The organism is Cellulosimicrobium cellulans, from assembly GCF_024124905.1.
Lineage (GTDB): Bacteria > Actinomycetota > Actinomycetes > Actinomycetales > Cellulomonadaceae > Cellulosimicrobium > Cellulosimicrobium cellulans_G.
Window position 1 is genome coordinate 229,234 of the sequence record NZ_JAMXST010000005.1, and the last position, 24,489, is coordinate 253,722.

General features: G+C 73.9%; 22 protein-coding genes. 9 read left to right on the top strand and 13 right to left on the bottom strand.

Annotation, left to right across the window (positions count from 1 at the left end):
* Positions 1–131 precede the first annotated feature (131 nt).
* Genes NHH00_RS16215 through NHH00_RS16225 form a run of 3 tightly spaced genes read right to left on the bottom strand, consistent with a single transcriptional unit; the run spans position 132 to position 3,339 of the window.
* Entirely contained in the window at positions 132–1,025 is an 894-nt protein-coding gene (locus NHH00_RS16215; RefSeq protein WP_253054128.1) for a carbohydrate ABC transporter permease, read from the bottom strand.
* The gene (locus NHH00_RS16220) at positions 1,025–2,044 is read right to left on the bottom strand and encodes a carbohydrate ABC transporter permease (RefSeq protein WP_253054130.1); all 1,020 of its coding nucleotides are present in this window, start codon (positions 2,042–2,044) and stop codon (positions 1,025–1,027) included. The genes NHH00_RS16215 and NHH00_RS16220 overlap by 1 nt, the downstream gene beginning before the upstream one ends.
* An 8-nt stretch (positions 2,045–2,052) precedes the next feature.
* A complete protein-coding gene (locus tag NHH00_RS16225) occupies positions 2,053–3,339 on the bottom strand; it encodes an extracellular solute-binding protein (RefSeq protein ID WP_253054132.1) in 1,287 nt (428 codons plus the stop codon).
* Positions 3,340–3,604: 265 nt separating this feature from the next.
* Here NHH00_RS16225 and NHH00_RS16230 point away from each other — a divergent pair, with 265 nt between their 5' ends.
* The 3 genes from NHH00_RS16230 to NHH00_RS16240 all read left to right on the top strand — a co-directional run bounded on the left by NHH00_RS16230 (position 3,605) and on the right by NHH00_RS16240 (position 6,942).
* Positions 3,605–4,606: a LacI family DNA-binding transcriptional regulator gene (locus NHH00_RS16230; RefSeq protein ID WP_253054134.1), complete on the top strand. Its 1,002-nt coding sequence runs from the start codon at positions 3,605–3,607 to the stop codon at positions 4,604–4,606.
* A 474-nt stretch (positions 4,607–5,080) separates the two neighbouring features.
* Positions 5,081–5,500 (top strand): transferase, encoded by a 420-nt coding sequence (locus NHH00_RS16235; protein WP_253054136.1) that lies wholly within the window; start codon positions 5,081–5,083, stop codon positions 5,498–5,500.
* Positions 5,501–5,643: 143 nt separating this feature from the next.
* Positions 5,644–6,942 carry a PrsW family intramembrane metalloprotease gene (locus NHH00_RS16240; RefSeq protein WP_253054138.1) on the top strand — a complete coding sequence of 433 codons (1,299 nt, stop codon included), beginning with the start codon at positions 5,644–5,646 and terminating at the stop codon, positions 6,940–6,942.
* Between the two features lie 21 nt (positions 6,943–6,963).
* On the opposite strand, the gene NHH00_RS16245 is transcribed toward NHH00_RS16240, so the two are convergent.
* Positions 6,964–7,584 (bottom strand): helix-turn-helix domain-containing protein, encoded by a 621-nt coding sequence (locus tag NHH00_RS16245; protein ID WP_253054140.1) that lies wholly within the window; start codon positions 7,582–7,584, stop codon positions 6,964–6,966.
* A gap of 88 nt (positions 7,585–7,672) precedes the next feature.
* Between NHH00_RS16245 and NHH00_RS16250 the strand changes: the two genes are divergently transcribed.
* Entirely contained in the window at positions 7,673–8,893 is a 1,221-nt protein-coding gene (locus NHH00_RS16250; protein ID WP_253054142.1) for a benzoate/H(+) symporter BenE family transporter, read from the top strand.
* A 33-nt stretch (positions 8,894–8,926) separates the two neighbouring features.
* Here the strand turns inward: NHH00_RS16250 and NHH00_RS16255 are convergent, their stop codons facing one another.
* Positions 8,927–11,257: an LLM class flavin-dependent oxidoreductase gene (locus NHH00_RS16255; protein WP_253054144.1), complete on the bottom strand. Its 2,331-nt coding sequence runs from the start codon at positions 11,255–11,257 to the stop codon at positions 8,927–8,929.
* Entirely contained in the window at positions 11,254–12,198 is a 945-nt protein-coding gene (locus tag NHH00_RS16260; protein WP_253054146.1) for an LLM class flavin-dependent oxidoreductase, read from the bottom strand. Before NHH00_RS16260 ends, NHH00_RS16255 begins: the two co-directional genes overlap by 4 nt.
* A 91-nt stretch (positions 12,199–12,289) precedes the next feature.
* Here NHH00_RS16260 and NHH00_RS16265 point away from each other — a divergent pair, with 91 nt between their 5' ends.
* Positions 12,290–12,847 carry a MarR family winged helix-turn-helix transcriptional regulator gene (locus tag NHH00_RS16265; protein WP_253054148.1) on the top strand — a complete coding sequence of 186 codons (558 nt, stop codon included), beginning with the start codon at positions 12,290–12,292 and terminating at the stop codon, positions 12,845–12,847.
* A 66-nt stretch (positions 12,848–12,913) separates the two neighbouring features.
* Here NHH00_RS16265 and NHH00_RS16270 read toward each other — a convergent pair whose 3' ends face one another.
* The 3 genes from NHH00_RS16270 to NHH00_RS16280 are packed head-to-tail and all read right to left on the bottom strand — an operon-like array spanning position 12,914 to position 16,517.
* The gene (locus NHH00_RS16270) at positions 12,914–14,362 is read right to left on the bottom strand and encodes an MFS transporter (protein ID WP_253054150.1); all 1,449 of its coding nucleotides are present in this window, start codon (positions 14,360–14,362) and stop codon (positions 12,914–12,916) included.
* Positions 14,359–15,309 (bottom strand): polysaccharide deacetylase family protein, encoded by a 951-nt coding sequence (locus NHH00_RS16275; RefSeq protein WP_253054152.1) that lies wholly within the window; start codon positions 15,307–15,309, stop codon positions 14,359–14,361. The genes NHH00_RS16270 and NHH00_RS16275 overlap by 4 nt, the downstream gene beginning before the upstream one ends.
* The gene (locus tag NHH00_RS16280) at positions 15,306–16,517 is read right to left on the bottom strand and encodes an ROK family transcriptional regulator (protein ID WP_253054154.1); all 1,212 of its coding nucleotides are present in this window, start codon (positions 16,515–16,517) and stop codon (positions 15,306–15,308) included. Before NHH00_RS16280 ends, NHH00_RS16275 begins: the two co-directional genes overlap by 4 nt.
* A 150-nt stretch (positions 16,518–16,667) precedes the next feature.
* Here NHH00_RS16280 and NHH00_RS16285 point away from each other — a divergent pair, with 150 nt between their 5' ends.
* Complete coding sequence (locus tag NHH00_RS16285) at positions 16,668–17,249, top strand: 1-acyl-sn-glycerol-3-phosphate acyltransferase (RefSeq protein WP_253054156.1); 582 nt, start codon at positions 16,668–16,670, stop codon at positions 17,247–17,249.
* 28 nt (positions 17,250–17,277) lie between these two features.
* Here the strand turns inward: NHH00_RS16285 and NHH00_RS16290 are convergent, their stop codons facing one another.
* Genes NHH00_RS16290 through NHH00_RS16305 form a run of 4 tightly spaced genes read right to left on the bottom strand, consistent with a single transcriptional unit; the run spans position 17,278 to position 20,807 of the window.
* On the bottom strand, positions 17,278–18,396 hold the full coding sequence (locus tag NHH00_RS16290) for an FtsX-like permease family protein (RefSeq protein ID WP_253054158.1): 1,119 nt from the start codon (positions 18,394–18,396) through the stop codon (positions 17,278–17,280).
* A complete protein-coding gene (locus NHH00_RS16295) occupies positions 18,393–19,037 on the bottom strand; it encodes an ABC transporter ATP-binding protein (RefSeq protein ID WP_253054160.1) in 645 nt (214 codons plus the stop codon). Before NHH00_RS16295 ends, NHH00_RS16290 begins: the two co-directional genes overlap by 4 nt.
* Entirely contained in the window at positions 19,034–20,170 is a 1,137-nt protein-coding gene (locus NHH00_RS16300) for a peptidoglycan-binding domain-containing protein (protein ID WP_253054162.1), read from the bottom strand. Before NHH00_RS16300 ends, NHH00_RS16295 begins: the two co-directional genes overlap by 4 nt.
* A 55-nt stretch (positions 20,171–20,225) precedes the next feature.
* The gene (locus NHH00_RS16305; protein WP_253054164.1) at positions 20,226–20,807 is read right to left on the bottom strand and encodes a hypothetical protein; all 582 of its coding nucleotides are present in this window, start codon (positions 20,805–20,807) and stop codon (positions 20,226–20,228) included.
* Between the two features lie 770 nt (positions 20,808–21,577).
* Here NHH00_RS16305 and NHH00_RS16310 point away from each other — a divergent pair.
* From NHH00_RS16310 to NHH00_RS16325, 3 genes are all read left to right on the top strand, one after another.
* Complete coding sequence (locus NHH00_RS16310) at positions 21,578–22,318, top strand: lytic polysaccharide monooxygenase (protein WP_253054166.1); 741 nt, start codon at positions 21,578–21,580, stop codon at positions 22,316–22,318.
* Positions 22,319–22,729: 411 nt separating this feature from the next.
* The gene (locus NHH00_RS20805) at positions 22,730–23,473 is read left to right on the top strand and encodes a lytic polysaccharide monooxygenase (RefSeq protein ID WP_290445540.1); all 744 of its coding nucleotides are present in this window, start codon (positions 22,730–22,732) and stop codon (positions 23,471–23,473) included.
* A 230-nt stretch (positions 23,474–23,703) separates the two neighbouring features.
* Complete coding sequence (locus NHH00_RS16325) at positions 23,704–24,432, top strand: lytic polysaccharide monooxygenase (protein ID WP_253054168.1); 729 nt, start codon at positions 23,704–23,706, stop codon at positions 24,430–24,432.
* Positions 24,433–24,489 lie beyond the last annotated feature (57 nt).

The window sequence follows — 24,489 nt, forward strand, 5'->3', positions numbered from 1 at the left end:
GCCCGGGTCCGGGCTGCCGAGGGGTGCCGTCGGGACGGCAGGGACGACGTCGGTCACGGGACCGTTCTCCTTCGGTGGTGGCCCCGTCCCGCGCGCGGCGCGGGACGGGGCGGGGTGCGGACGGGCGGTGGTCAGCCCTTCACGGCGCCGGTGAGGCCCCCGACGATGCGCCGCTCGAACAGCGAGAAGAAGACGAGCGCGGGGATCATCGACAGGGAGGTGAAGGCGAGCACACGGGCGGTGTCCACGGAGTACTGCGACGCGAACGCCTGCACGCCCAGCGGGAGCGTGTACGACGTCTCGTCGTTGAGGATGAAGAGCGGGAGCATGTAGCTGTTCCAGCTCGCGACGAACGCGAGGATCCCCACGGTGATGACGCCCGGCAGCGACAGCGGCACGACCATGCGGAAGAAGAAGCCCAGCCGGCTCGCCCCGTCGATCGACGCCGCCTCCTCGATCTCGCGCGGGATCGCGCGCAGGAACGGGACGAGGATGATGACGGTCGTCGGGAGCGCGAACGCGATCTGCGGGAGCACGAGCCCGCCCACGGAGTTCATCAGCCCGAGCGAGCGGATCATGATGTACAGCGGGGTGATCGCGACGGTCATGGGGAACATGAGCCCCGCCGCGAACAGCGCGTACAGCGCCCCGCGCCCCACGAACGAGTAGCGCGCGATGACGTAGCTCGCCATGAGACCGAGGACGACGACCCCGAGGGTCGTGAGGAGCCCGGCCACGAGCGAGTTCCCGAGCTGCTGCCAGAACAGCGAGCTCGTCAGGACCCCGACGTAGTTCTCGATCTGCCACGGGTCGGGCAGGCCCGACGGGTCGGCCGTGATCTGCGCGTTCGTGCGGAACCCGCCCACCACGATGTACGCGATCGGGGCGAGGCAGACGCCCACGAGCAGCCACGCCACCACGTAGGTCAGGGGGCCGCCCCGGCCGATGCCGGAGCCGCGCGGCTCCTTCGGGGTCTGGACGCCGGCGGCACGCTCGGGCGCGGGTGCGGCGGTGACGGTGGCCATCACTTCTTCCCTTCCGTGATCGCGCCCGCGGTGTCACGGCGCAGGACGTACCGCTGGTAGACGAGCGCCACCGCGAGGGAGATGAGGAACAGCACCACGGCGACCGCGCTGCCGAACCCGTAGTTCCCCGCGTTGCGGCCGTTCGCCACCATGTAGGTCGCCATGGTCGACGTCCCCGCCGTCGAGGCCACGTACTGGCCCCAGATGATGTAGACGAGGTCGAAGAGCTGGAGCGAGCCGATGATCGACAGGAACGCCCAGATGCGGACGGTCGGGCCGAGCAGCGGGAGGGTGACGTAGCGCTGCGTCTTCCAGTACGACGCGCCGTCGATCGCCGCGGCCTCGCCCAGCTCGTCGGGGATGCCCTGCAGGCCCGCGAGGAAGAGGATCACGGCGAAGCCGATGTACTTCCACGTGATGATGAGCAGGAGGGTCCAGATCGCGACGTCGGGGTCGGCGAGCCAGTCGACCGAGAGGAACCCGAGACCGATCTTGTCGAGCAGGTCGTTCACGGCGCCCGTGGTCGCGAGCATGAGGCTGAAGCCCGTCCCGACGATCACCTCGGACACCACGTACGGCACGAACACGAGCACCCGGATCACCGAGCGGCCGCGGATGCGCCGGTTGAGCATGAGCGCCACGACCACGGCGACCGGGCCCTGCAGCACGAGCGACATCACGACGATGAACGCGTTGTGCCGCAGCGCCGCGAGGAACTCGGGGTCGCGGAAGATGATGAGGTAGTTCTCCAGCCCGACGAAGTCCGTCGGCGGGCCGAAGCCCTTCCACTTGAAGAACCCGTAGTACGCCGCCATCACCACGGGGACGATGACGAAGGTCAGGAAGACGACGAGCGCGGGCCCGGCGAGCACCGCGATCTCGGCTCGCTGGGCCCAACGGCCGCCGCGCGGGGGGCGCCGCGCGGCGACCGGGGCGGCCGGGGGCGGCGTGACGCCGCCTCCGGCCCGGTCCTCGGGCGTCGTCGTGCTCGGCGAGATCTCGCCCTGGGACACGTTCATGGAAGGTGCTACTCCTTGGCGGCCGCGTCGTTGACGGCGGTGACGATGTCCTCGGGAGTGCCCTGGCCGGCGAGCAGGTTGACGACGGCCGTGTTCAGCGCGTTCCCGATGTTCTGGCCGTAGAGCGTGTCGAGCCAGACGGAGACGTACGGCGCCTCGTTGTACGCCTCGAGGATCGAGACGAGGGCCGGGTCGACGACGGCGGCCTGCGCCTCCTTGCTCGCGGGCAGCGTCTGGAACGCGGTGGCGTAGGCCTCCTGCGACTCCTTCGACATGGCGTAGTTGAGGAAGTCGGCGCACGCGTCCGGGGCGTCCACGTAGCACGAGTAGCCGTCGACGCCGCCCATCATCGCGCCGGGCTCGCCGTCACCGCCCTCGACCTCGGGGAACGGGAACCACTGGAGGTCGGGCAGGGGCTTCTCGTCCGGCGTGAGGGACGCGATGACGCCCGGGTCCCACGCACCCATGAGCTCCATCGACGCCTGGTGGTTCGCGAGCAGGCCGGCCGACGAGCCGGCGCCCTGCTGCGCGGACGTGGTGAGGAAGCCCTCGTTGAACGGCTCGGTCGCCGCGAAGTCCGCGAGCGCGTTGCCGGCGTCGAGCCAGCACGGGTCGTCGAAGGTCCGCGTCTCGGCGGCCTCGTTCATCGCGTCCTGGGAGCAGTACCGGAGCGCGAAGAAGTAGTACCAGTGCGCAGCGGGCCACGCGTCCTTGGCGCCGAGCGCGATGGGCGCGATGCCGGCGGCCTTGAGCTGCTCGGTCGCCGCCTCGAGGTCGGTGATCGTCCCGGGGGTCTCGGTGATGCCGGCCTGCTCGAAGAGCTCGGTGCTGTAGAACATGCCGCCGGGCAGGATCGACACCGGCATGCCGTAGACCTTGCCGTCGACCGAGAGCGCGCTCAGCGACCCGCCGACCGCCTCCTTGACCGCCGGGTCGATGAGGTCGGTCAGGTCCTTGACCTGACCCGCCTCGACGACGTCCGCGAGCTTGCCGCCGCCGCGCGCCATGAAGATGTCGGGAGCGTCACCCGAGTTCAGCGCGGTCTGGAGCTTGCCGTCCATGTCCTCGTTCTGGATGGCCTGGATCTTGATCGTCACGCCGGGGTTCTCGTCCTCGAACGCCGCGGCCGTGGTCTTCCAGTACTCCATGCCGGGGCCGGTCGTGGAGTTGTGCCAGAACGTCAGGGTGACGTCGCCGTCCTCCGTGCCGGACCCCCCTCCGCCGCCACAGGCCGAGAGCGCCATCGCACTCGCCACCAGCGCGGCCGATGCCGCCAGGAACTTCCGAGACCTCATGATTCGTCCTCTTCGTCGAGCCGCACGGGCGCGCGCTCCGTCGAGCGCGCCGGGCCGCCCCCGCGTCGGGGCCGCCAGAGCGACTCTCGCAAACGCAGGGCCAGCCTGTCAATCGTTATCGATAACGTTTTACACACGATGTGGCGGGCACGATCGACCCGCGCGGCCGCAGGGGTGCGGGCGCGGCCCGCGACGCGTCGGCGGTCCGGGCCGCGCGCCCGGCGGGGCGCCGCCGAGGCGTCGCATCACGGGCTACTGTCTCCCCATGCGCTCCACGGGAAGAGTCACGATCGGCGATGTCGCGCGCACCGCCGGCGTCTCCGTCGCGACCGTCTCCAAGGTGATCAACGGTCGCTACGGCGTCGCCCTGGAGACATCCCGGCACGTCCAGGAGATCATCGACCAGCTCGGGTACGAGTCGTCCATCGTCGCGCGCAGCCTGCGCAGCCGTCGCACCAACGTCATCGGCATCCTGGTCGCCGAGTTCGAGCCGTTCTCGACCGAGCTGCTCAAGGGCATCTCGGACGCGGTCGACGGCACCGGCTACGAGCTCCTCGCCTACTCCGGCGGGCTGCGCCGCGACGACCGCGTGGGCTGGGAGCAGCGCTATCTCTCACGGCTCGGCGGCACGCTGATCGACGGCGCCATCCTCGTCACGCCGACCGTCGTCGCGCCCGGCAACTCCATCCCGGTCGTCGCCGTCGACCCGCACCGCGGCCCGTCGGGCCCGCCGACCGTCGACTCCGACAACCTCGCCGGCGCGCGCGCCGCGACCGAGCACCTGCTCTCCCTCGGCCACCGCCGCATCGGCTTCCTCGCCGGCCGCCCCGACCTCGAGTCCGCGCGCCTGCGCGAGCAGGGGTACCGCGACGCGCTCGCCGACGCCGGCATCCCCTTCGACCCCGACCTCGTCCGCGTCGGTGGCTACCGCCCCGACCTCGCGGACTCCCCCGCGCACGAGCTCCTCTCCCTCCCCGACCGGCCCACGGCGATCTTCGCCGCGAACGACCTGTCCGCCATCCGCACCATGGAGGTCGCCGCCGAGCTCGGCCTGCGCGTGCCCGACGACGTGTCCGTCGTCGGGTTCGACAACGTCCCCGAGTCGGCCCTCACCACCCCGCCCCTGACGACCGTCGACCAGCCGATCCACCGCATGGGCGCCGAGGCCCTGCGCCTCATCGTCGACCTCGTCGAGGGCAACCCCCGCGAGCCCCACCTCCGCCTCCCCACGACCCTCGTCGTCCGCGGCACCACCCGGGCCCTCTGACCCCACCGCCCGCGAGCGAACCCCGGTCGCACGCGAGAGAAAGGCGGTCCGCCGAGGCAGAGCCCTGGTCACCCGAGGTAGAGCCGAGGCCACGCGAGGTAGAGCCGTGGTTGGGCGAGGTAGAGCCCTGGTGGGCCGAAAGAGATCCCTAGCCACGAGGCGTGCGGTCGCCCGGGCGAGCGAGGACCTGGGTGAGACGGCGTAGGGCGGGGTGGGTGGTGGTGCCGCGTCGTGGTCGGGCCTGGCGGGAGCCGCGAGGAACGAGCGGCGGATGGTAGACGCGGCACCACCACCCACCCCGCCCACCCAGGGCAACCACACGCCGTCGAACACAAGAACCACGGCTCTACCTCGGCAGACCGGGGCTCTACCTCGCGCGACCAGGGCTCTACCTCGCCGCGGGGGGCTGGAATCCTGGGCACCGCTCCGACGTTATGTCAGCAGAACACCGCCGACAGACCCTGAGGAGGTCACATGGCCCGCCTCGCACGCCGTGTCCAGGTAGAGAACGACTACGGCGAGATCATGCACTACGAGCGCCACACCGGCGGCGGCCTCGTGTCGCCGCACGCCCGCGTCCCCGAGTCCGTCCCCGTCGGGTCGGGCACGTACGTCGAGAAGGGAGCCGTCGTCGGGTACGGCTCGCAGCTCGGCGAGGGAAGCTGGATCGACCGCGACGTCACCCTCGGCCGGGACGTCCGCATCGGCGACAACGTGCGCCTCTGCCCCGAGACCCGGGTCGGCGACCGCGCCCGCGTCGGCAGCGGCGCGCGCGTCGGGCGCCGCGTGCTCGTGGAGCCGGGCGCCGTCGTCCCGCCGGACGAGATCGTCCCCGACGACGCGACCGTGCGCCGCCGGGGCGGCGTCCGCTCGGGGTACGACGTCGCCGCCTGAGCACCGCCAAACCCGGGGTCGCCGGCGTCGAACCCGGGGACGTCCCGGGTTCGACGCCGCGGGGCACCCACGGCCCCGGGTTCGGCGCCGCGGCCCGTGGACGTCCTTCCGTCGCGGCGGTCGGGTGCGTAGCCTTGCCGACCGTGACCTTCCCGCCGCACGGCCCCGCCGTCCCCCCGCCGCACCCGCAGCCGACGCCGGTGCACCCGCACCCGCAGGGGCCCGCGGGCGCCGTGGGGCCGCTCGACCCGCGCGCCGTGCTCGAGGGCCGGCCGCCGGGCCGGGCTCGCGTGGGCGTGATCGTGACGATCGCGGTCGCGAGCCTGTGCCTGCTGGTCGGCCTGGTGCTCGCGGCGCTGTCCGGGGTCGGGACGTTCACCGTCGGCCTGCTGCTGGCGCTCGTGCCGCTCGGCATCTGGGTGCCGGTCGTGCTCGCGCTCGACCGCCTCGAGCCGGAGCCGCCGAGCGCGCTCGTCGTGGCGTTCCTGTGGGGCGCCGGGATCGCGACGCTCGTCGCGGGGATCCTCAACACGCTCGGCCTGGAGCTCCTCACCGCGCCGCTGTTCGGCGAGGAGGTCGGCTGGTACGTCGTCGCGTCGTTCGGGGCGCCGTTCGTCGAGGAGATCCTCAAGGGCGCGGTGCTGTTCGGGATGCTGTGGTTCCGCCGGCACGAGATCGACGGCTGGACCGACGGCGTCATCTACGCCGCGATGGTCGCGCTCGGGTTCGCGGCGGTCGAGAACGTCACGTACTTCATCATGGCGGCGCAGGACGGCACGCTCGGCCCGACGTTCGTGCTCCGCGCGCTCGTCACTCCCCTGCTGCACCCGCTGTGCACGGCGCTCACGGGCCTCGGCGTCGCGAGCGCGGCCACGAGCCCGCCCGGCCCGCGCCGGGTCCTCGCGCCGATCGGCGGTCTGGCGGCGGCCGTCGCGCTCCACATGCTGTGGAACGCCTCGACGGGGTTCGGCACGCTCGCGCTCGGGGTCGCCTACCTCGCCGGGCTCGGGGTGCTGGTCACGCTGATCGTCCTGCTCGTGCGGGACCGGCGCCGCACGGTCGCGACGATCCAGCGCCAGCTCGTGCCGTACGTCCCGACCGGGCTGGTCACACCGGCCGACCTCACGATGCTCTCGACGCTCGCCGCACGTCGGCAGGCGCGCGACTGGGCGCGTCGCACGGGTGGTGCCGGCGCCGCGCACGCCATGCGGGACTACCAGCAGGCGGCGACCGAGCTCGCGCTGCTCCACGACCGCGTCGCGCGCGGTGCGGTCGAGGCGTGGCGCGTCGAGGGGCAGCGCCGCGCGCTGCTGCAGCTCATGCTCACGGCGCGCCAGGCGTTCCTCGTGCGGACGCCTCAGCCGCCGCCCGCACCGTGGTCCCCGGGCGCGCCGTCCGGCTTCACGACCGACGCGTGGGTGCCCGGCCAGGGCGCGTACTAGCCCGGCGGACTCCGCCGACGACTACCCGGCGCCGCCGCGGGGCGGCGTCCGGATGACGAGCACCGCGTCGACCGGGGCGCCGTCGAGCGCCCGGTAGGAGTGGTCGGCGTCCGACACCCAGCGCAGCTCGTCGCCCTCCTCGACGACCGCCTCCGCCCCGTGGCGCCCGGCACGCAGGCGACCGCGCGTGATGAGCAGGTGCTCGACGACGCCCGGCCCGTGGGGCGGCGAGGTCCGGTCCGCGTGGGCCTCGAGGTGCAGGTGGTAGATCTCGACGGCCGTGCCGCCGGGCAGGTGGTGCGCATCGAGCAGGCGCGCGGTGACGCCCTCGGACGACACCTCCGTGCCCGCCCGCTCGGCGAGGAGCGTCGCGAGCGGGACGCCGAGCGCCCCGGCCAGCGCGTAGAGGGTCGCGAGCGTCGGGTTGCGCGCGCCGTGCTCGATCTCGGAGAGCGAGCCCTTGCCGATGCCCGCCGCGGCGGCGAGCGCCGAGAGGGAGAGGCCTCGCTCCGCACGCAGCGCACGGAGCTGCGCGGCGACCGCCGCGAGCGTCCCGTCCCCGGCCCGTTCCGGCGGGCGCCCAGGCGCTCCCCCGGTGTCCTCGTCCGGCTGACCTTCCGCGCGCCCCGCCCCGTCGCTCACGGGCCGCAGCCTACCGGCGCGAGTGTCGCGAGGCCTCTGCTACCGTTCCATGAACAGAACGCTTCCTCCGCCGTCCGCCAGGAGCAGCATGGACCCCGCCCCGGACCGCCTGCGCCCCGTCCTCGCCGGCCTCGTGACCGCGCTCGTCGGCTTCACGAGCTCGTTCGCCGTCGTGCTCGCCGGGCTGCGCGCCGTCGGCGCGACCCCCGACCAGGCGGCCTCGGGGCTCCTCGCCCTGTGCGTCACGCAGGCCGTCGGGATCCTCTGGCTGACCACCCGGCACCGCACCCCCCTCACGCTCGCGTGGTCCACGCCCGGCGCCGCGCTGCTCGTGAGCACGGGCGCCGTCGCGGGCGGGTGGCCCGCCGCGGTCGGGGCCTTCTGCGTCGTCGGCGGGCTCGTGCTGCTCACCGCGCTCTGGCCGCGACTGGGCGACCTCGTCGCCGCCATCCCGACCCCGATCGCCCAGGCGATGCTCGCCGGCGTGCTCCTCACGCTGTGCCTCGCTCCCGTGCGCGCGGTCGTCGCGACACCGCTGCTCGTCGCGCCGGTGATCGTCACGTGGCTTGTCCTGCTGCGGGTCGCGCCGCGCTGGGCGGCGCCCGCAGCGCTCGCGGTGACGCTCGCGATCGTCGGGTACGAGGCCGTGCACGGCGGCACGCTCACGTGGTCCGACGCCGTCCCGCGCCTCGACCTCACGGCGCCCACGCTCTCGTGGCAGGCGGTGGTCGGGCTCGCGGTCCCGCTCTACGTCGTGACGATGGCGTCGCAGAACGTGCCGGGTGTCGCCGTCATGGCGTCGTTCGGCTATCGCGTGCCGTGGCGCGAGACGATGACCGTCACCGGGCTCGCGACTCTCGCCGGGGCGACGGCGGGCGGCCACACGATCAACCTCGCGGCGATCTCCGCCGCGCTCGCCGCGGGGCCCGAGGCGCACCCCGACCCCCGGCGCCGCTGGCTCGCCGCCCACACCGCCGGGTGGGCGTACCTCGTGCTCGCCGTCGGTTCCGCCGGCCTCGCCGCGCTCGTCGCCGCCGCGCCCGCGGGCCTCGTCGAGGCTGCGGCGGGGCTCGCGCTCGTCGCGACGCTCGGCGCGGCCGTCGCGGGCGCCGTCGCCGAGCCGCGCGGTCGCGAGGCGGCCGTCGTGACGTTCCTCGTCGCGGCGAGCGGCGTCGTCGTCGCCGGCATCGCCGCCGCGTTCTGGGCGATCCTCGCCGGGCTCACCGTCCACGCGGTGCTCACGGCTCGCCGTCGGCCGCCGAACAAGAACCCGGACCCCCGCGAGGTAGAACACCCCGTCGCGAGGTAGAACCCTGCGTCCTCTACCTCGCGACGGGGTGTTCTACCTCGCGGGTGCCGGTGCTGGCTCGAGCGGGTCCGGTCCGAGGACGGGGAGGTTGTCGCGGAAGACGTTCGTCGGGTCGACGCGGCGCTTGACCTCGCGCAGTCGCTCCAAGGTCGCGGGCGGGAACGCGTCCGTCACCCGCTCGGGGCGGCTGTCGGTGTCGAAGCTCAGGTACATGCCCTCGAACACGTCCGCCAGCGCGTCCCAGCGCGCGTCGAGCCGGGAGCGGCTCGCTCCCATCGCCACGACCGAGAAGTTCGCGGACCGGTGCGCGTACGCCGTCGCGTCCACCGGGACGTCCGACGCCGCGCCGCCGGTCGAGCGGATCTGGAAGAAGTACGTGTCGCCGCTCGCGACGAGGCCCGCGAGCCGGGCCGCCGCCTCGGGCGTGAGGTGCTCCAGCAGGCCGGAGCGCGACACCGGCTCGCCCTGACCGCCGTGCGGGCCGGGCGCGGGCGCGGAGACGACGGCGTCGTACGGCACGATCTGCGCCGTCGCCTGCGCGAGCAGCGGGGAGATCGCCGCGAACGGCTGCAGCCGGGCGAGGACGGTGTCGGGGTCGTCGGAGTCGACCATGGTCATGGACTGTGCGACGACCGGCTGCCCCGGCCGCGGGCGCCCGACGATCAGGAAGCTCGTCGTGTCGCGCGGCGACGCCTCGACCGTCGCACCCCAGCGCTCGAGGAACCCGGCGAGGTCGGAGGCGTCGTGCACCATCTGCGCGAACCCCACCGCGGACACCTCGTCCGCGACGAGCTCGAACGACGTCACGATCCCGACCTGCGACCCCGCGCCGCGCACGGCCCAGAACAGGTCCGGGTTCTCCTCCGCGCTCGCCCGCACCACCGACCCGTCGGCGAGCACGACCTCGACGGCGCGCACGTGGTCGATCGTCAGACCGTGGGCGCGGCCGAGGAAGCCGATGCCGCCCGCGGTCGCGAGCCCGCCCACACCGACGCCGCCGTAGTCGCCGGACGTGATCGCCCAGCCCCGCGGCGCGAGCGCCGCCGCGACCTCGCCCCAGCGTGCGCCGGGCCCGACGCGCACGAGGCGCGCGGCGTCGTCGAGCACCTCGACGGCGTCGAGCGCGCCCAGGTCGAGGACGATCCCGCCGTCGTTCGTCGAGCGCCCGCTGATGCCGTGGCCGCCGGAGCGGACGGACAGCGGCACGGTGCGCGTCACCGGCTGGGCGCGTGCGAAGGCGAGCGCCTCGACCACCTCGGCGGTGTCGCGCGGGCGGAGCACGAGCCCGGGTGAGCCGCCGCGCAGGTAGTTCGAGCGCACGCCCGCGTACGCCGCGTCCCCGGGCTCGACCGCGCGCTCCGCGAGCGGGGCGGGGACGTCGTCGTACGCGATGCCCGGACGGCGCGCCGTGCGGACGGCGAGCGGCACGACGCGCGACGTGTCGGTCCCGCGCGCGGCACGCCCGGCGGCGACCGCGTCGCGCAGCGCGGGCGCGACCTCCTCGGCGAACCGGCGGGTCGTGCTTTCGTCGTCGGTCGCGAGGATCAGCGTCGAGACGCCCTCCTCCAGGACGAGCGGCACGAGCCGCTCCACCCAGGCCTCGGGCGGTCCGGCGAGGTCGGGCGCGCCGCCCAGGCCGCCACCGCCGTCGTCCGCCCCGAAGGTCCCGGACACGTTGAGCAGGCGCGTGACCTCGCGCGGGTCGCGCCCGACGGCGGTCGCGGCCTCGTCGATGCGCGCGTTGCCCGCGCGCAGCCCGTCCAGGCCGATGCGACCCAGCGACGGGAGCCAGCCGTCGGCCTTCTCGCCGACGAGGCGCAGCATGCGGGGGCCGAGCGCGCCCAGCCACACGGGGATGCGGCGCGTGGTGCCCGGGCCGGGGGTCGCGCCGTCGAGCCGGTGGTGGCGCCCGGGGACGAACAGATCGCCGGCACCGTCCTCGCCCCAGATCGCGCGGATCACCTCGATCGCCTCGGCGAGCGCGTCGACCGACTCGCCCGGGGTGAGCCGCTCGACGCCCATCGAGACCATGGCGTCCCAGAACGCGCCGGCACCCAGGGCGAGGTCGACGCGCCCGTCGGACAGCAGGTCGAGGCTCGCCGCCGCGCGCGCGAGCACCCCGGGCTGGCGCATCGGGACGTTGACGACGTCGGGCGCGACGTGGATGCGCTCCGTCGTGGACGCGACGTACGACAGCAGCGTCCACGTGTCGAGGAAGCGCGGCTGGTAGGGGTGGTCCTGGAACGTCACGAGGTCGTAGCCGAGGTCCTCGGCGAGACGCGCGAGCCCGACCGTCGCGTCCGGGTCCTGCGCCGAGGGCGTGACGAACGTGCCGAGCCGGAGCGGGTGGCCGTAGTCGGTCATGCGCGGACCTCGCCGTCGGTCGTGGCGCCCGAGGCCGGGCCGCCGGCGCCCCGCGCGGCCGCGACCAGCTCGCGCGCCGCGGGGGCGACCTCCTGACCGACGACGGCGAGCGTCGTCGGGTCGTCGCCCGCGACGATCCACGTGGACACGCCGTGCTCGAGCGTCACCTCCGCGACCTGCTCGGCCCACTGGCGCGGCGAGCCCTGGAGGAAGCCCGCACCGCCGTCGGCGGTGAACCGGCCGCCGACGTTGAGCAGCCGACGCACGGCGCGCGGATCACGACCCGCGGCCTCGGCGGCGGCGTCGATCGTCGCGTTGCCCTGCGCCAGCGCCTCGAAGCTCTGCAGGTACGCGAGCGACGGGAGCCAGCCGTCGGCCTTCGCCCCGACGAGGCGCAGCATGCGGGGCTTGAGCGCGCCGACCCAGATCTCCACGTCGTGCGCGGGTGCGGGCCCACGCTTGGGCCCGTCGACGCGGTGGTGCGTCCCGCCTGCGACGAGGCGGTCTCGGGTCGACGTGTCCCACAGCCCGCGGACGACGTCGATGCCCTCGGAGAGCGCGTCGACCGACTCCCCCGGTGTCAGGCGCTCGCCGCCCATGGCGACGATCGGGTCCCAGAACCCGCCCGCGCCGAGCCCCAGCTCGACGCGCCCGCCCGAGAGCCGGTCGAGGCTCGCCACGGCCCGCGCGAGCACGGCCGGCGGGCGCAGCGGCAGGTTGAGCACGTTGCCCGCGATCCGGACGCGCTCGGTGCGCGCGGCGACCCAGGACATCAGCGTCCACGTGTCGAGGAACGCCGCCTGGTACGGGTGGTCCTGGAACGTGACGAGGTCCAGCCCCACCTCCTCGGAGAGCTGAGCCAGCGCGACGGCCTGGTGCGGCGCCGCGGCGGTGGGCGTGACGAAGGACCCGAAGCGCAGGTCGTGGCCGTAGTCGGGCATAGCTCCTCGCGATCTCGGAATGCGTTGTTGAGCAGAACATATCTGTAACAGATAGGTGGTGCAACCGCATTCCCGGCGGTAGGCTGGGCGGATGAGCACGACCACGACGACCGCCGCACCCACCGGCCCGGCCGAGCTCCCCGGGCGCCTCGAGGACCTCGGCTGGCACCTCGGCGTGCTCCTGCGTGCCTACCGCGCGACGGTCGAGCAGGCCCTCGACGACGTCCCCCACGGCACGCGTGGCTACCAGGTCCTCGTCACCGTCGCACAGGGCGACCACCCCACCCAGCTCGCGCTCGCCGAGCACCACGGCATCGACCGGACCGTCATGACCTACCTCGTCGACGACCTCGTCGCCGCAGGCCTCGTCGAGCGGCAGCAGAACCCCGCCGACCGCCGCGCGCGCCGCGTCGTCGCGACGCCCGAAGGCCGCCGTCGGCTCGCCGGGTGGGCCTCCGCCGTGCACGACGCCGAGGAGCACCTCCTCGACATGCTCTCCCCCGACGAGCGCAGCGCCTTCCGCACACTCATGCGCCGCGTCGCGTGCGACCTGCGCGACGTCGACGCCACCACCGACCCCTGCACCGTCGCCGAGCACACCCTCGGCAACACCACTCCGCCGAAGCAGACCCCCGCTCGACCGAGGTAGAACCCTGGTCGCGCGACCCGGGTTGCACCGCGTGCAACCACGGCTCTACCTCGCGCGGGCGGGGTTCTACCTCGGGAGCGGGTCGGCCGCGGTGGGCGAGGCGTCGGCCTCGGTGAGGGCGGCGTCGGTGTCGTCGGAGTCGTGGCCGCGGAGGGGGTAGAACCAGAAGCACACGAACGCGAGCGCGGCGAGGACCACGGGCACGCCGCCGAGGAGGAGGCGCACGCCCGTCGCGACGCTGTCCGGCTGCACGACGTCGCCCGCGCCCTCGACGTACCCGCTGGCCGAGAGCACTCCGGCGACGAGCACGGCCTGGACGATGACGGACCCGCGCACGACGAACCCGTTGGCGCCGAAGTACATGCCCTCGCGGCGCAGGCCGGTGCGGCGCTCGTCGTCGTCGATGACCTGCGCCAGCGCCACCTCGAGCACCTGCATGAGGCCCGCGACGCCGACGCCCACGGCGAGGCCGGCGAGCGCGGCGCCGAGGACGGTGGACGGGATCAGGTAGAGGCACGTCGCGAGGCCGTACACGGCGACGACCCACAGCATGGCCGAGCGCGGGCCGATGCGCCGCACGACCCACGACCACCCGACGATCGACGGGATCGCGGCGACGAAGATCGGGGCGAGCAGCAGCGTCGCGTCGGCCTCGGCGCCGCCCAGCGTGTACCGCACGTAGAACGGGATCGCGGCGAGCACGATCGCGGTCGTGCTCTGGAGCAGGAGCGACCCGAGCACGTAGGTGACGAACGCCCGGTTGGCGAACGTGTACCGGAGCTGGTCCCCCAGCCCGACGGCGGCCTCGCGCTCGCGCACGGTCGCGACGTCGACCGGGCGCTCGACCATGCCGGCGAGGGACCACACGAAGAACGCGAGGCTCACGACCGCGAGCAGCAGCGCCATCCAGGTCCACCCGAGCGTGCCGTACAGCAGGGGCGCGCCGGCGGTGCCCAGGATCATCCCGACGAGGCCGAAGATCTGGCGCGGGGTGTTCCCGCGGGCGCGCTCCGCCGTCGTGCGGAAGATCTCGGGGAACAGCGCCGAGATGTTGAGCGCGACGACGACGTACGCGACGTCGAACAGGGCCACGACGACGAGGAACCACACGACGAGGCCGACGGGGCCGACGGCGGGCGGCATCCACACGAGCGCGAACGCGACGACGAGCGGCACGATCCCGAGCACGATCCAGGGGACGCGGCGGCCCCACCGCGTGCGACGCCGGTCGGAGGCGGCGCCGACGAGCGGGTTGAGCAGGGCGTTGAGGATGCCGTGCGCGACCATCGCGCCCGCGACCCAGCCCGCGCGCACGCCGAGGTGGTCGACGTAGAAGTAGACGACGAACGCGGAGAACGTCTGCATGAGCAGGTTCGAGGGGAACGCGGACGCTCCGTAGGCGATCGTCCGTGCGCGCGAGGGCGCGCCGACGAGCCGGCGGTCCCGCGTCCGGGCGAGCAGCCCTCCGCCCGCCGTCGGCACGCTGCCCGACGGCGCCGGCTGCGGGGCGCTCACCGCTCGCCCCGCTGCACCGCGCGCAGGTCCCGCCAGCCGACGCGGACGATGCCCTCCTCGGCGATCACGGCCGCGACGGCCGGGTCCGCGAGGAGCCGGTGCTCGAAGCCGCGCTTCGCGACGCCGTAGTCGGCGACGTCGCCGAGCTCGTCGTCGTCGAGCATGGGGTGGAGGAAGATCTCGGTCACGCCGGACGGGACGCGGCGCAGCAGGTCGAGGAAGTCGGCCCGGACGTCCTCGTAGTCCTCCTCCTCGACCGTCCCGGCGCCGTCGAGCTCGAACGGGTGGGTCCAGAGCCGGTCGACCAGGACGACGCCGAGCGCGTCCGCGGCGGCCGTCGCCTCGTCGAGCAGCGGCTGGAAGTCGCCCGGGGGCAGCACCATCCCGTCGGTCGTGCGGGGCAGACGGAACGGCAGCCGGTGCCGGGCGGCGAGCTCGAAGACCTGCGGCAGGAACGAGCGCCCCGTCTCGAGCCCGTAGACGGAGCCCATGTGGTTGTCGAGGTGCGAGACGTCGACCCCGGCCGCGAGCGCCGCGTCGAGCTGGGCCGTGAGCTCGGCGACGACGTCCTCGACGCGCGCCTGGCGCTCGACGGTCAGCACGTCGCGCGGGAAGTAGCCCGCGTCGTCGACCAGGGACGTGCCCGTGCCGGTGAGCGGGCGCCACCGGTACCGCGTCCACTCGCTGGTCAGCACGAGGTGCACGCCCACGTCGACGGGGTGCGCGGCCGCGAACGCGAGCGCGTCCGGCGCCCACCCGCACGGGACCATGACCGTCGCGGAGTCGACGTGCCCCGCGAGGAGGAGCTCGGAGACCGCGCGGTTGGCGGCGCGGCACATGCCGTAGTCGTCGGCGTTGAGGATGATCGCGCGCGCGTCGGCGGCGAGGCCCAGCCGGGAGACCAGGTCCGACGGCGGCGCTCCGCCGCCCGGTGCTGCCGCGGTCACGACGCCGCCTCCTCGCGCTCGTCGGCGATGTCGCCCTCGCCCGGCGCGGGGTGGGCGGCGGCGGAGCGGAACACCTCGTCGCGCAGCGCGTCGCTGGCCGAGCGGGCGGCCCCCACCACGACGGCGTCGCACGTGAGGTCCGACGAGACGACCCGGACGGGGAGGACGGCGATCTTCTCCGCGAGGAAGCGCGTCACGCGGTCCGCGATCGGCGCGCGCGCCGCCTGGTTGGTGAGGACGAAGAGCTCCGGCTCCACCACGAGCGCCACCGACGCGGCGACGACCCCGATCCGCTCGGCGACCTCGTCGAGCACGTCGTTCGAGGCGCCGTCGCCGTGCTCGGCCCGGTCCACGACGTCCTTGACGGTCACGTCGTCGGGCAGGCCGTGCTCCTTCGCGAGCGACGCGAGGGACGACGCCCCCAGCGCCTCGGAGCCCAGCGCTCGGGCGGGGTGCGGCAGGAACGAGACCTCGCCGGCACCGCCCGCGAACCCGCGGTGGAGCTTCCCGTCGAGCACCAGCCCGGCCCCGAAGCCGTCGCCCAGCCCGAGCACGACGAACGAGCGCGCCCCGGCCGCGGCGCCGTCGCGCTGCTCGGCGAGCGCCGCGAGGTTGAGGTCGTTCTCGAGGGTCACCGGGCACCCGAGGGCGTCCTCGAGCGCGTCGACGAGCTCGGTCCCGCCCTTCTCGTAGCCGGGGACGCGGCGGATCGTCCGCAGGTCCGACCCGACGATCAGCGGGACGGCCGCGACCGCGCGCGTCACCTCGATCGTCGGCCCCTCCGCGAGCCGCGCCTGGGCGTCGCTCACGCACGCGCGGGCGAGCTCCGCGGCCGCACGGGCGCGCGCCGTCGTCGTCGGCTTGACGTCCCGGCGCTCCGCACGGGCCCGGATCGCACCCGTGACGTCGACGAGCGCGACCCGCACCCGGTCGCGCGCGACGTCGATGCCCAGCCCGAACGCGTAGTCCGGGTCGACGCGGTACAGCGTCGCGGCGGGCCCCCGCCGGTCCCGGTCGAGCCCGGCCTCCGTGACCACGCCCGTGGCCTCGAGCGCCCGCAGCGTCTGCGCCACGGTCGTCTTGGACAGACCGGTCGCCGAGACGACGTCGGGCCGCGCGACCCGCGCGCCCGTGCCGAGCACGTCGAGCACGGCGCGTGCGTTGAGGGTGCGCAGGAGGGCGGGCGTACCGGCGGGAGTGGTGTCCATCTGGTCTCCGTCGAGCAGTGGGTGGGTCGATCAGACATGTCCGGGGCCGTGCGGGTAGAGCGGGAAGTTCCCTACCCGCCCGGAGACTAACCAAGGTCCCGGAGGTTGTCGACGGCAACCGGTCTCCCTGTGGACGGCCTGTACCGTGGCGTGGTGATCCGCCGAGCCCTCGCCCGCGCCTACTGGGCGACCAGCCGGTGGTCCCTGCGCTCCGAGCCGTACGACACCCGCCGCCCGACGCTCCTCGTCGGCGCCCCGCACACGTCGAACTGGGACTTCGTCCTCATGCTCGCCATCGCCTGGAGCACGGGCATCCACGTGCGCTGGCTCGGCAAGCACACGCTGTTCGCGGGCCCGGCCGGCCCGCTCATGCGCGCGCTCGGCGGCATCCCCGTCGACCGGCGCGATCCGAGCCGGGTCGTGGCCGACGTCGTCGCGCGCCTCCGCGCCGGCGAGGTGTTCTCGCTCGTCGTGACGCCCGAGGGCACGCGCGGCGCGGGGTCGTACTGGAAGTCGGGCTTCTACCGGATCGCGCGCGAGGCGCACCTGCCGGTGACCCTCGGGTACGTCGACCGCACCACCATGACGACCGGCCTCGGCCCGACCATCGAGCTCACGGGCGACGTGCGCGCCGACATGGACGTCGTGCGCGCGTTCTACGCCGACAAGTCCGGCCTCCGCCCGGCGCTGCGCACCGAGCCGCGGCTCCGCGAGGAGGACGCGGCCGCCTGACGCCCGCGCATCGGCCGGCCCGCCGCGCTCAGGGAACCCGGAGGATCCGCACCGGGTCCCGTCGAGCGGCGACGACCGCGGGAGGGACCGCGCCGACGACGCAGACGGCCAGGGCGAGCACCGCGACGCCGACCAGGAACGACGCTGACGGGAGCTCGCCCGCGAGCACGACCACCGTCGCCGCGCCTGCCGCCGCGCCGAAGGCCACTCCCAGGGACGCCGCGACCGCCGTCTGGACGAGCACGAGGACCACGATCGCGCTGCGCGTCGCGCCGAGCGCACGTCGTCGTCCGAAGTCCCGTCGCCGGGCCGAGACCGCACCGAACACCGTCGCGCACACGATCACGAGGCCGACGGCGAGGACCGTCGTCATGAGCCGTCGCGACGCCGCGCCGAGCTGACCGGCGACGACGTCCCGCAGCGCGATCGCACCCGTGGGTTCCTCGACCACGACGCCACCGGGCGACCGTGCGGGCAGCACGTCGGGGAGCAGCCGCGCCAGCGCGGGGACGGTCGCGACGTCGCGCGCCATCGCGTAGACGTAGCGCACCTCGTGACCCGCCGGGTCGGTGGCGACGAGCGCCGTCTCGCGCAGCGACGCGAGCGGACCCGCCGCGTCGACCACCCCGACGACCTCCCACGACCGCACGCCGTCGGTGAGGACGCCGACCCCGTCCACGAGCCCCAGCGCTCTCGCCGCGTCCACGCCGACGACGGCCTCGCCCTCCGCCGGCGCGCGCCCGGAGACCGTACCGACGTCGGCGGGAAGAGACCCGTACAGAGCCCGCAGCGGGACGACGTCACGCGCCGTGGCGTTCGCGTTGCGCACGTCCGTCGCCGAACCGGTCCCGAAGGCCCATGTGACGCCGTCGATCCGTGCCAGGGCCGCGACGCCGTCCGCGGCGACGCCGGCGTCGCCCTTGGCGTCCGCCGCCGTGACCAGTCGCGTACCGGTCGAGTCGATCGTCGCCATGACGGCGCGCTCCCCCGCCGCAGACTGCCCGGTCGTCGCGAGCACGACGAGGCAGACGACGGCGACGACGACCGCCGTCGTGAGGGTCGCGACCGGTTGCGCCAACGCGGACCGGACGCCGTCGCGGACGAGCGCCGTCGGACGTGGGCTGCCGGGCGCGCGGGACGTGCTCACGAGAGCACCAGCCGGTGGTCCGCCTCGGCCGCGAGCTCCTCGTCGTGCGTCGCGACCACCACGGTCGCGCCGTCGCGCGCGTGCTCGACGAGCGCCTCCCACACGACACGCGCCGACGCGTGATCGAGGTTCCCGGTCGGCTCGTCGCCGAAGAGGACGCGCGGCGACGTGAGCAGCGCGCGGCACAGAGCGACGCGCTGCGCCTGGCCTCCGGAGATCTCGCCGGGTCGGTGGGTCGCCCGGTGTCCGACGCCGAACCTCGCCAGGAGCTCCTCGGCCCGCGACCGTGCGGCACGAGTCCCCATCCCGGCGAAGAGCGCCGACTCGCACACGTTGTCCAGGATCGAACGCGCCGGGTCGAGCATCGCGTCCTGGAACACGAAACCGACGTGGGCAGCGCGCAGTCGTGCCGCCTCCGCGTCTGCCAGGCCCGACGCCGGCTCGCCGTCCCACAGCACCTCGCCGCTCTCGGCACGCAGCATCAGGGCGAGCACGTACAGCAGCGTCGACTTGCCCGACCCGGACGGCCCCGTCACGGCAGTCACGGCACCGGGCGCGAAGGCGGTCGTCAGGTCGTCGATGACGGGCGGCGTGCCGTGGCGGTACGCGAACGTCAGACCGTCCGTCGCCAGGACGGTCACCCCGTGTCCGCCTCGAAGAGTCGGACGACGTCGCCGACCTCGACGCCCTCCACCACCGAACGGCCCGAACCGCTCGACACGATCGTCACCGCGGCCTCGCGCCCGTCGGCGGTGCCGTCCTCCACGACGACCTGCACGGAGCCGTCCGCCCGCGTGCGCAGCGCCGCGGCGGGCACCGTAGGCCCGGTCGCCTCCTCGACGACGACGATCTCTCCGTCGAGGACGACGGACGCGACCACGTCAGCGGATGGCGCAGGTCCGCCGCCGGCGGTCCCGCCCTCGACGGCCCGCACGACGTCGAGCGCGGCGCAGTCCGACCCGCACACCGGGCCTCCGTCGGGCGCCGTGAGCAGCAGCCGCAGCGACCCGTCGCTCGTGCTCGTCGCGGACGAGATCGTGGCGTCCCAGGTCGACTCGCCGCTCCGCACGCGCGCAGGACCGCTCGTGGGGACGAGCGACGCCTGCTCGACGCTCAGCACCATCTCGAAGACCGGGTCCCCGGTGATCGTCGACACCAGGCGCTCGCCCGGCGCGAGCACCGCGCCGACGACCACACCCGGATCGAGCACGATCCTGGCCGGGAGGTCGGTGACGAAGTAGACGTCGCCCGTGCGCACGACACCGTCGACCGGGAACCCGGCATCCTTCTGCCACGCGCGCACCGCGCGCTCGGTCGCGGGCCCGAAGACGCCGTCGCCGCGACGCGCCGTCAGGTACCCGGCCTCGCGGAGGTACGCCTGGAGCTGGGCGACGTCCTGCCCCTCGGTACCCGCGCCGAGGTCGCGGAAGGCGGGCACACTGCCCGCGAGGACGACGACGGGGCGCAGCCCGACCGTGAGGAGCCGGTCCCCGGCCGCGACCGTCGCGCCCGGCTCCACGTCGACCGTCGTGACCGTGCCGGTACTCGCCCCGGCAACGAGGTCCGCCGTCGGCCAGGTCACCGTGACGGGCACGCTCACTGAGTGCCCGACGGTCTCCTCCGCCACGGTGTAGGTGAGCGCCTCCACCGAGGCGGTCTCGACCGTGGGCGGGGCGAGCGTCGCTCGCCCCGCCCACGCTCCGGCGCCGAGCGCCACCAGCACCGCGAGGACCCAGCCCGTCGTGGTGCGCCACGACCGACGTGCCGCTCTCACGGAGCCGTCCTGCCGCGTCGGGCTCGACTCCTAGCGTCTCGCTCCGGTGCCGAGATCACGACCCGAGCCCCGCCGGTGGGTCGCTGAGATCAGGAGAGAAGACGATTCCGGACTCGACACAGATCCCCTTGAGCCGGAACCACTCCGACTCCTCGATCTCGGGATCCTGCTCGTAGAGGTCCATGTAGGGCGCCCAGACCTCCTCGCCGGCGTCGAACCCCTCGACCCACGACGCCTTCGACGGCGGATCCGGCAGGTCGTACCCCTGCGCCGCGAGGCACTCCCACGTCTCGACGGACTGGTCGTAGACCGTCCCCGTCGGATAGTCGACGAAGCCGGCGAGCGGCTCGGACTCCTCCCAGCACTCGTAGGCCGCGGCCTGGAGCCGCTCGACCTGCGCGGGCGGCACGCCGTCCGCCGAGTAGCTCGCGCTCCCGTCGACCTCGGCCTGCGCGTACGGCAGCCCACGTTCTCCCATGCACGCGGCGACGGCACGATCGAGCCGCTCGTGGGCCTGCAGGGTCTCGAGCATCCACCCCGGCTGCGCGTAGGACGCCGTGGGTGCCGGAGCAGGGAGCTCCGCGGTGCACGCCGTGGCACCCCCGAGGAGCGCGACGAGCACGACGGCACGTCGCACGCTGCGCGCTCGGCACCCGCGACCTGCGCCCTCCCGCGCGACTGCCCGACGGTCAGCGGACACTGCAGTCACCCGACCCCCGGGGCCACTCGTCGTCGTCGACGCCGCTCGACACGGACCAGCCCGTGAAGCGAACTCCCGCACGCACGATCCCGTAGACCCGAGTCTTCGACGATCCCGACGTGATGTCGATCCTGTCGTTGGCGTTCACCCAGACCCAGCCGAGTGCGTTCCCTCGCGTGACGACCTGACGGTCGGCAGGGCAGTCCGTGTAGTCCGCGATCAGCGCGGCGGAAGCCGTCCCTGCACCGCCGAGAACCAGTCCGGCACCCAGTGCGCCCGTGACAAGTCCTGTGAGAACTCTCTTCATCTCAGCCCCCTCACTGAAGACACGGCGGAGGCCAGACACCTGCGTCAACCCCCTGCCGACCAGCGCACACGCGCCGACCACCTGACGCTAGGGGGCACTGCTCGGATAATGCAAGCACCCCTTCCCAATGCGTGGCCGCTCGATGCCACCCGCTACGGGGTCCCCGCACACCTCGGGCCCCGCAGCCCCTCTCCCGTGTGCGTTCCTCGACCCGCCAGGTGCGTCCTGACCTGCGCCGTCGTACAACCCGGCGGCGTGCTTAGGGGCAATCACCTACCTCCCGTAATCCTCGCGGAACCGTTGCCCGGGGAAGCGGGCGTGCCTAGCGTCCGTCGGGTCAAGGCCGACGAACCGGGCTTCGCGCCGCCGTCGGCACCCCGACCAAGGAAGCGAGACCCTCATGAGACGACTCCGCGCGACCCTCGTCGCCGCCGTCGTGGGCGCGGCCGCGATCGTCGCCCCGGTCGTGGTCGCCCCGAGCGCCTCGGCGCACGGCTGGATCACCTCGCCCGCGAGCCGCCAGGAGCAGTGCGCCAGCAGCGGCACGCTCTCGTTCGACTGCGGCGAGATCAAGTACGAGCCGCAGAGCGTCGAGGCCGTCAAGGGCTCGATGCAGTGCTCCGGCGGCAGCCGGTTCGCCATCCTCGACGACAGCAGCAAGCCCTGGAAGCGGACGACCGTGGGCAGCACCGTGACGTTCCAGTGGGAGCTCGAGGTCGCGCACGCCACGAGCACGTGGGAGTACTTCGTCGACGGCGTGCTCTTCAAGACGTTCAACGACGGCGGCAAGCGCCCGGCGTACGACGTCTCGCACACGCTCACCGGCCTGCCGTCGGGCAACCACACGATCCTCGCGCGGTGGAACATCGCCGACACGAACAACGCGTTCTACAACTGCGTCGACGTGAACGTCAACGGCACCGGCGGCAACGATCCGGACCCCGAGCCGACCGACCCGGAGCCCACCGACCCCGGGCCCGGGGAGTGCACCGCCCCGGCGTGGGCCGCCGGCTCCGTCTACCTCGGCGGCGCCACGGTGTCGCACGACGGCCGCACCTACCAGGCCAAGTGGTGGACGACGGGCGAGAACCCCGCCCAGAGCGGCCAGTGGGGCGTCTGGAAGGACCTCGGCGCCTGCTGACCTGACACCTCTCACCGAGCGCTGCACACTCGCGGCCGGGAGACGCACCTCTGTGCGCATCTCCCGGCCGCGGGCGCATCCCTGACCGGCGGACGCACGACGTTTCTCCGAGGTCCGCCGCCCGGACGCCGAGGACCGGTCCCTGCGGAGACGGCCGGGCTACGTGGTCCCCACATGTTTTTCACCCGCCGAGGGGCTCGGGACGGGCTCTCCGCCCCCGCGGGCACGACCGCGCAGGCGCACGATCCCGGCGAACCGGGCCCGCCGGGTACGGGACTTCCCGTACCCGATCCCGGTCGTGCGTAGTCGTTGAGCGGACGCGTCCGGGCTGCCTACGGTCCACCCCGTCACGGCCGACGGTGCGGGCTCCGCACGGCGTCGGCCCTCCCCGACACAGGAAGCGAGTCCCCCATGAAGCGACTTCGCGCGGCGCTCCTCGCCGCCGTCGTGGGCGCGACCGCGATCATCGCCCCGATCGCGATCGCCCCCAGCGCCTCGGCGCACGGCTGGATCACGTCCCCCCCGAGCCGGCAGGACCAGTGCGCCACCGGCGCCACGTCCTTCGACTGCGGCGGGCTCAAGTACGAGCCGCAGTCCGTCGAGGCCGTCAAGGGCTCGATGCAGTGCTCCGGCGGCAGCGGCTACACGATCCTCGACGACGCGTCGAAGCCCTGGCCCCGCACGACCACCGGCCAGGAGGTGACCTTCCAGTGGAAGCTCACCGCGAACCACGCGACGAGCGTGTGGGAGTACTTCGTCGACGGCCAGCTCTTCGCGTCGTTCGACGGCGGCGGCGTGCAGCCCCCCAAGGACATCTCGCACACCCTCAAGGGCCTGCCCCTCGGCAACCACACGATCCTCGCGCGCTGGAGCGTCGCGGACACGGTGAACGCGTTCTACAACTGCGTCGACCTCACGGTCACGGCGGACGGCACGAACCCCGGCGGGGAGAACCCCGGCGGCGGCGAGGGCGAGAACCCGGGCGGCGGCGAGCCGGGCCAGTGCACCGACCCGGCGTGGTCCTCGACCGCGACGTACACCGGCGGGGCGAAGGTCTCGCACGACGGGAACATCTACGAGGCGAAGTGGTGGACGCTGAACAACGTCCCGGGCGCCGAGCAGTGGGGCCCGTGGAAGCTGGTCGGCGCCTGCTGACCCGCTGACCCCGCGACGGCGGGTGTCCTCGTCCCTCGGGGCGAGGGCACCCGCCGTCGTGCGTGCCGGGCGTGGACGGCGCGCCGGGGTACGCGGAAGCACGTACGAGCTTTGCCCAATTGTCCGCACTCCGCACATTTCGTAGCGTCGACAGTGCCCGATCCGAGAGCGGCCCGCGACGAAGCGCGCCGCAGGACCCATGCACCACCGGATGGAGAGCGAGACAACTCATGCGAAGACTGAGAGCGGTACTCCTGGCGGCCGTCGTCGGCGCGGTCGCGATCATCGCCCCCGTGGCCATCGCCCCCAGCGCGAGCGCGCACGGCTGGATCACGTCCCCGCCCAGCCGGCAGGACCACTGCGCGAAGGGCACGACGTCCTTCGACTGCGGCGGCATCAAGTACGAGCCGCAGTCCGTCGAGGCGCCCAAGGGCTCGATGAAGTGTTCCGGCGGCAGCGGGTTCAGCATCCTCGACGACACGAGCAAGCCGTGGCCGCGCACGCAGACCGGCACGTCGGTGACCTTCCAGTGGAACCTCACCGCGGCGCACAACACGAGCACGTGGGAGTACTTCGTCGACGGCGTGCTCTTCAAGACGTTCAACCAGGGCGGCGCACAGCCCCCGAGCAACATCTCCCACACGCTGACCGGTCTGCCCGAGGGCAACCACACGATCCTCGCGCGCTGGAACGTGTCGAACACGGTGAACGCGTTCTACAACTGCGTCGACCTCAAGATCGGCGCCGGCGGCACGGACCCGGGCGACCCGGACCCCGAGCCCACTGACCCCGAGCCCGGCGAGTGCACCGCGCCCGCCTGGGCCGCCGGGTCGGTGTACGTCGGCGGCGCGAACGTCTCGCACGAGGGCCGCAACTACCAGGCCAAGTGGTGGACGACGGGCGAGAACCCCGCCCAGAGCGGCCAGTGGGGCGTCTGGAAGGACCTCGGCGCCTGCTGACCTGACACCTCTTCACCGAGCGCTGCACACTCGCGGCCGGGAGACGCACCTGCGCGT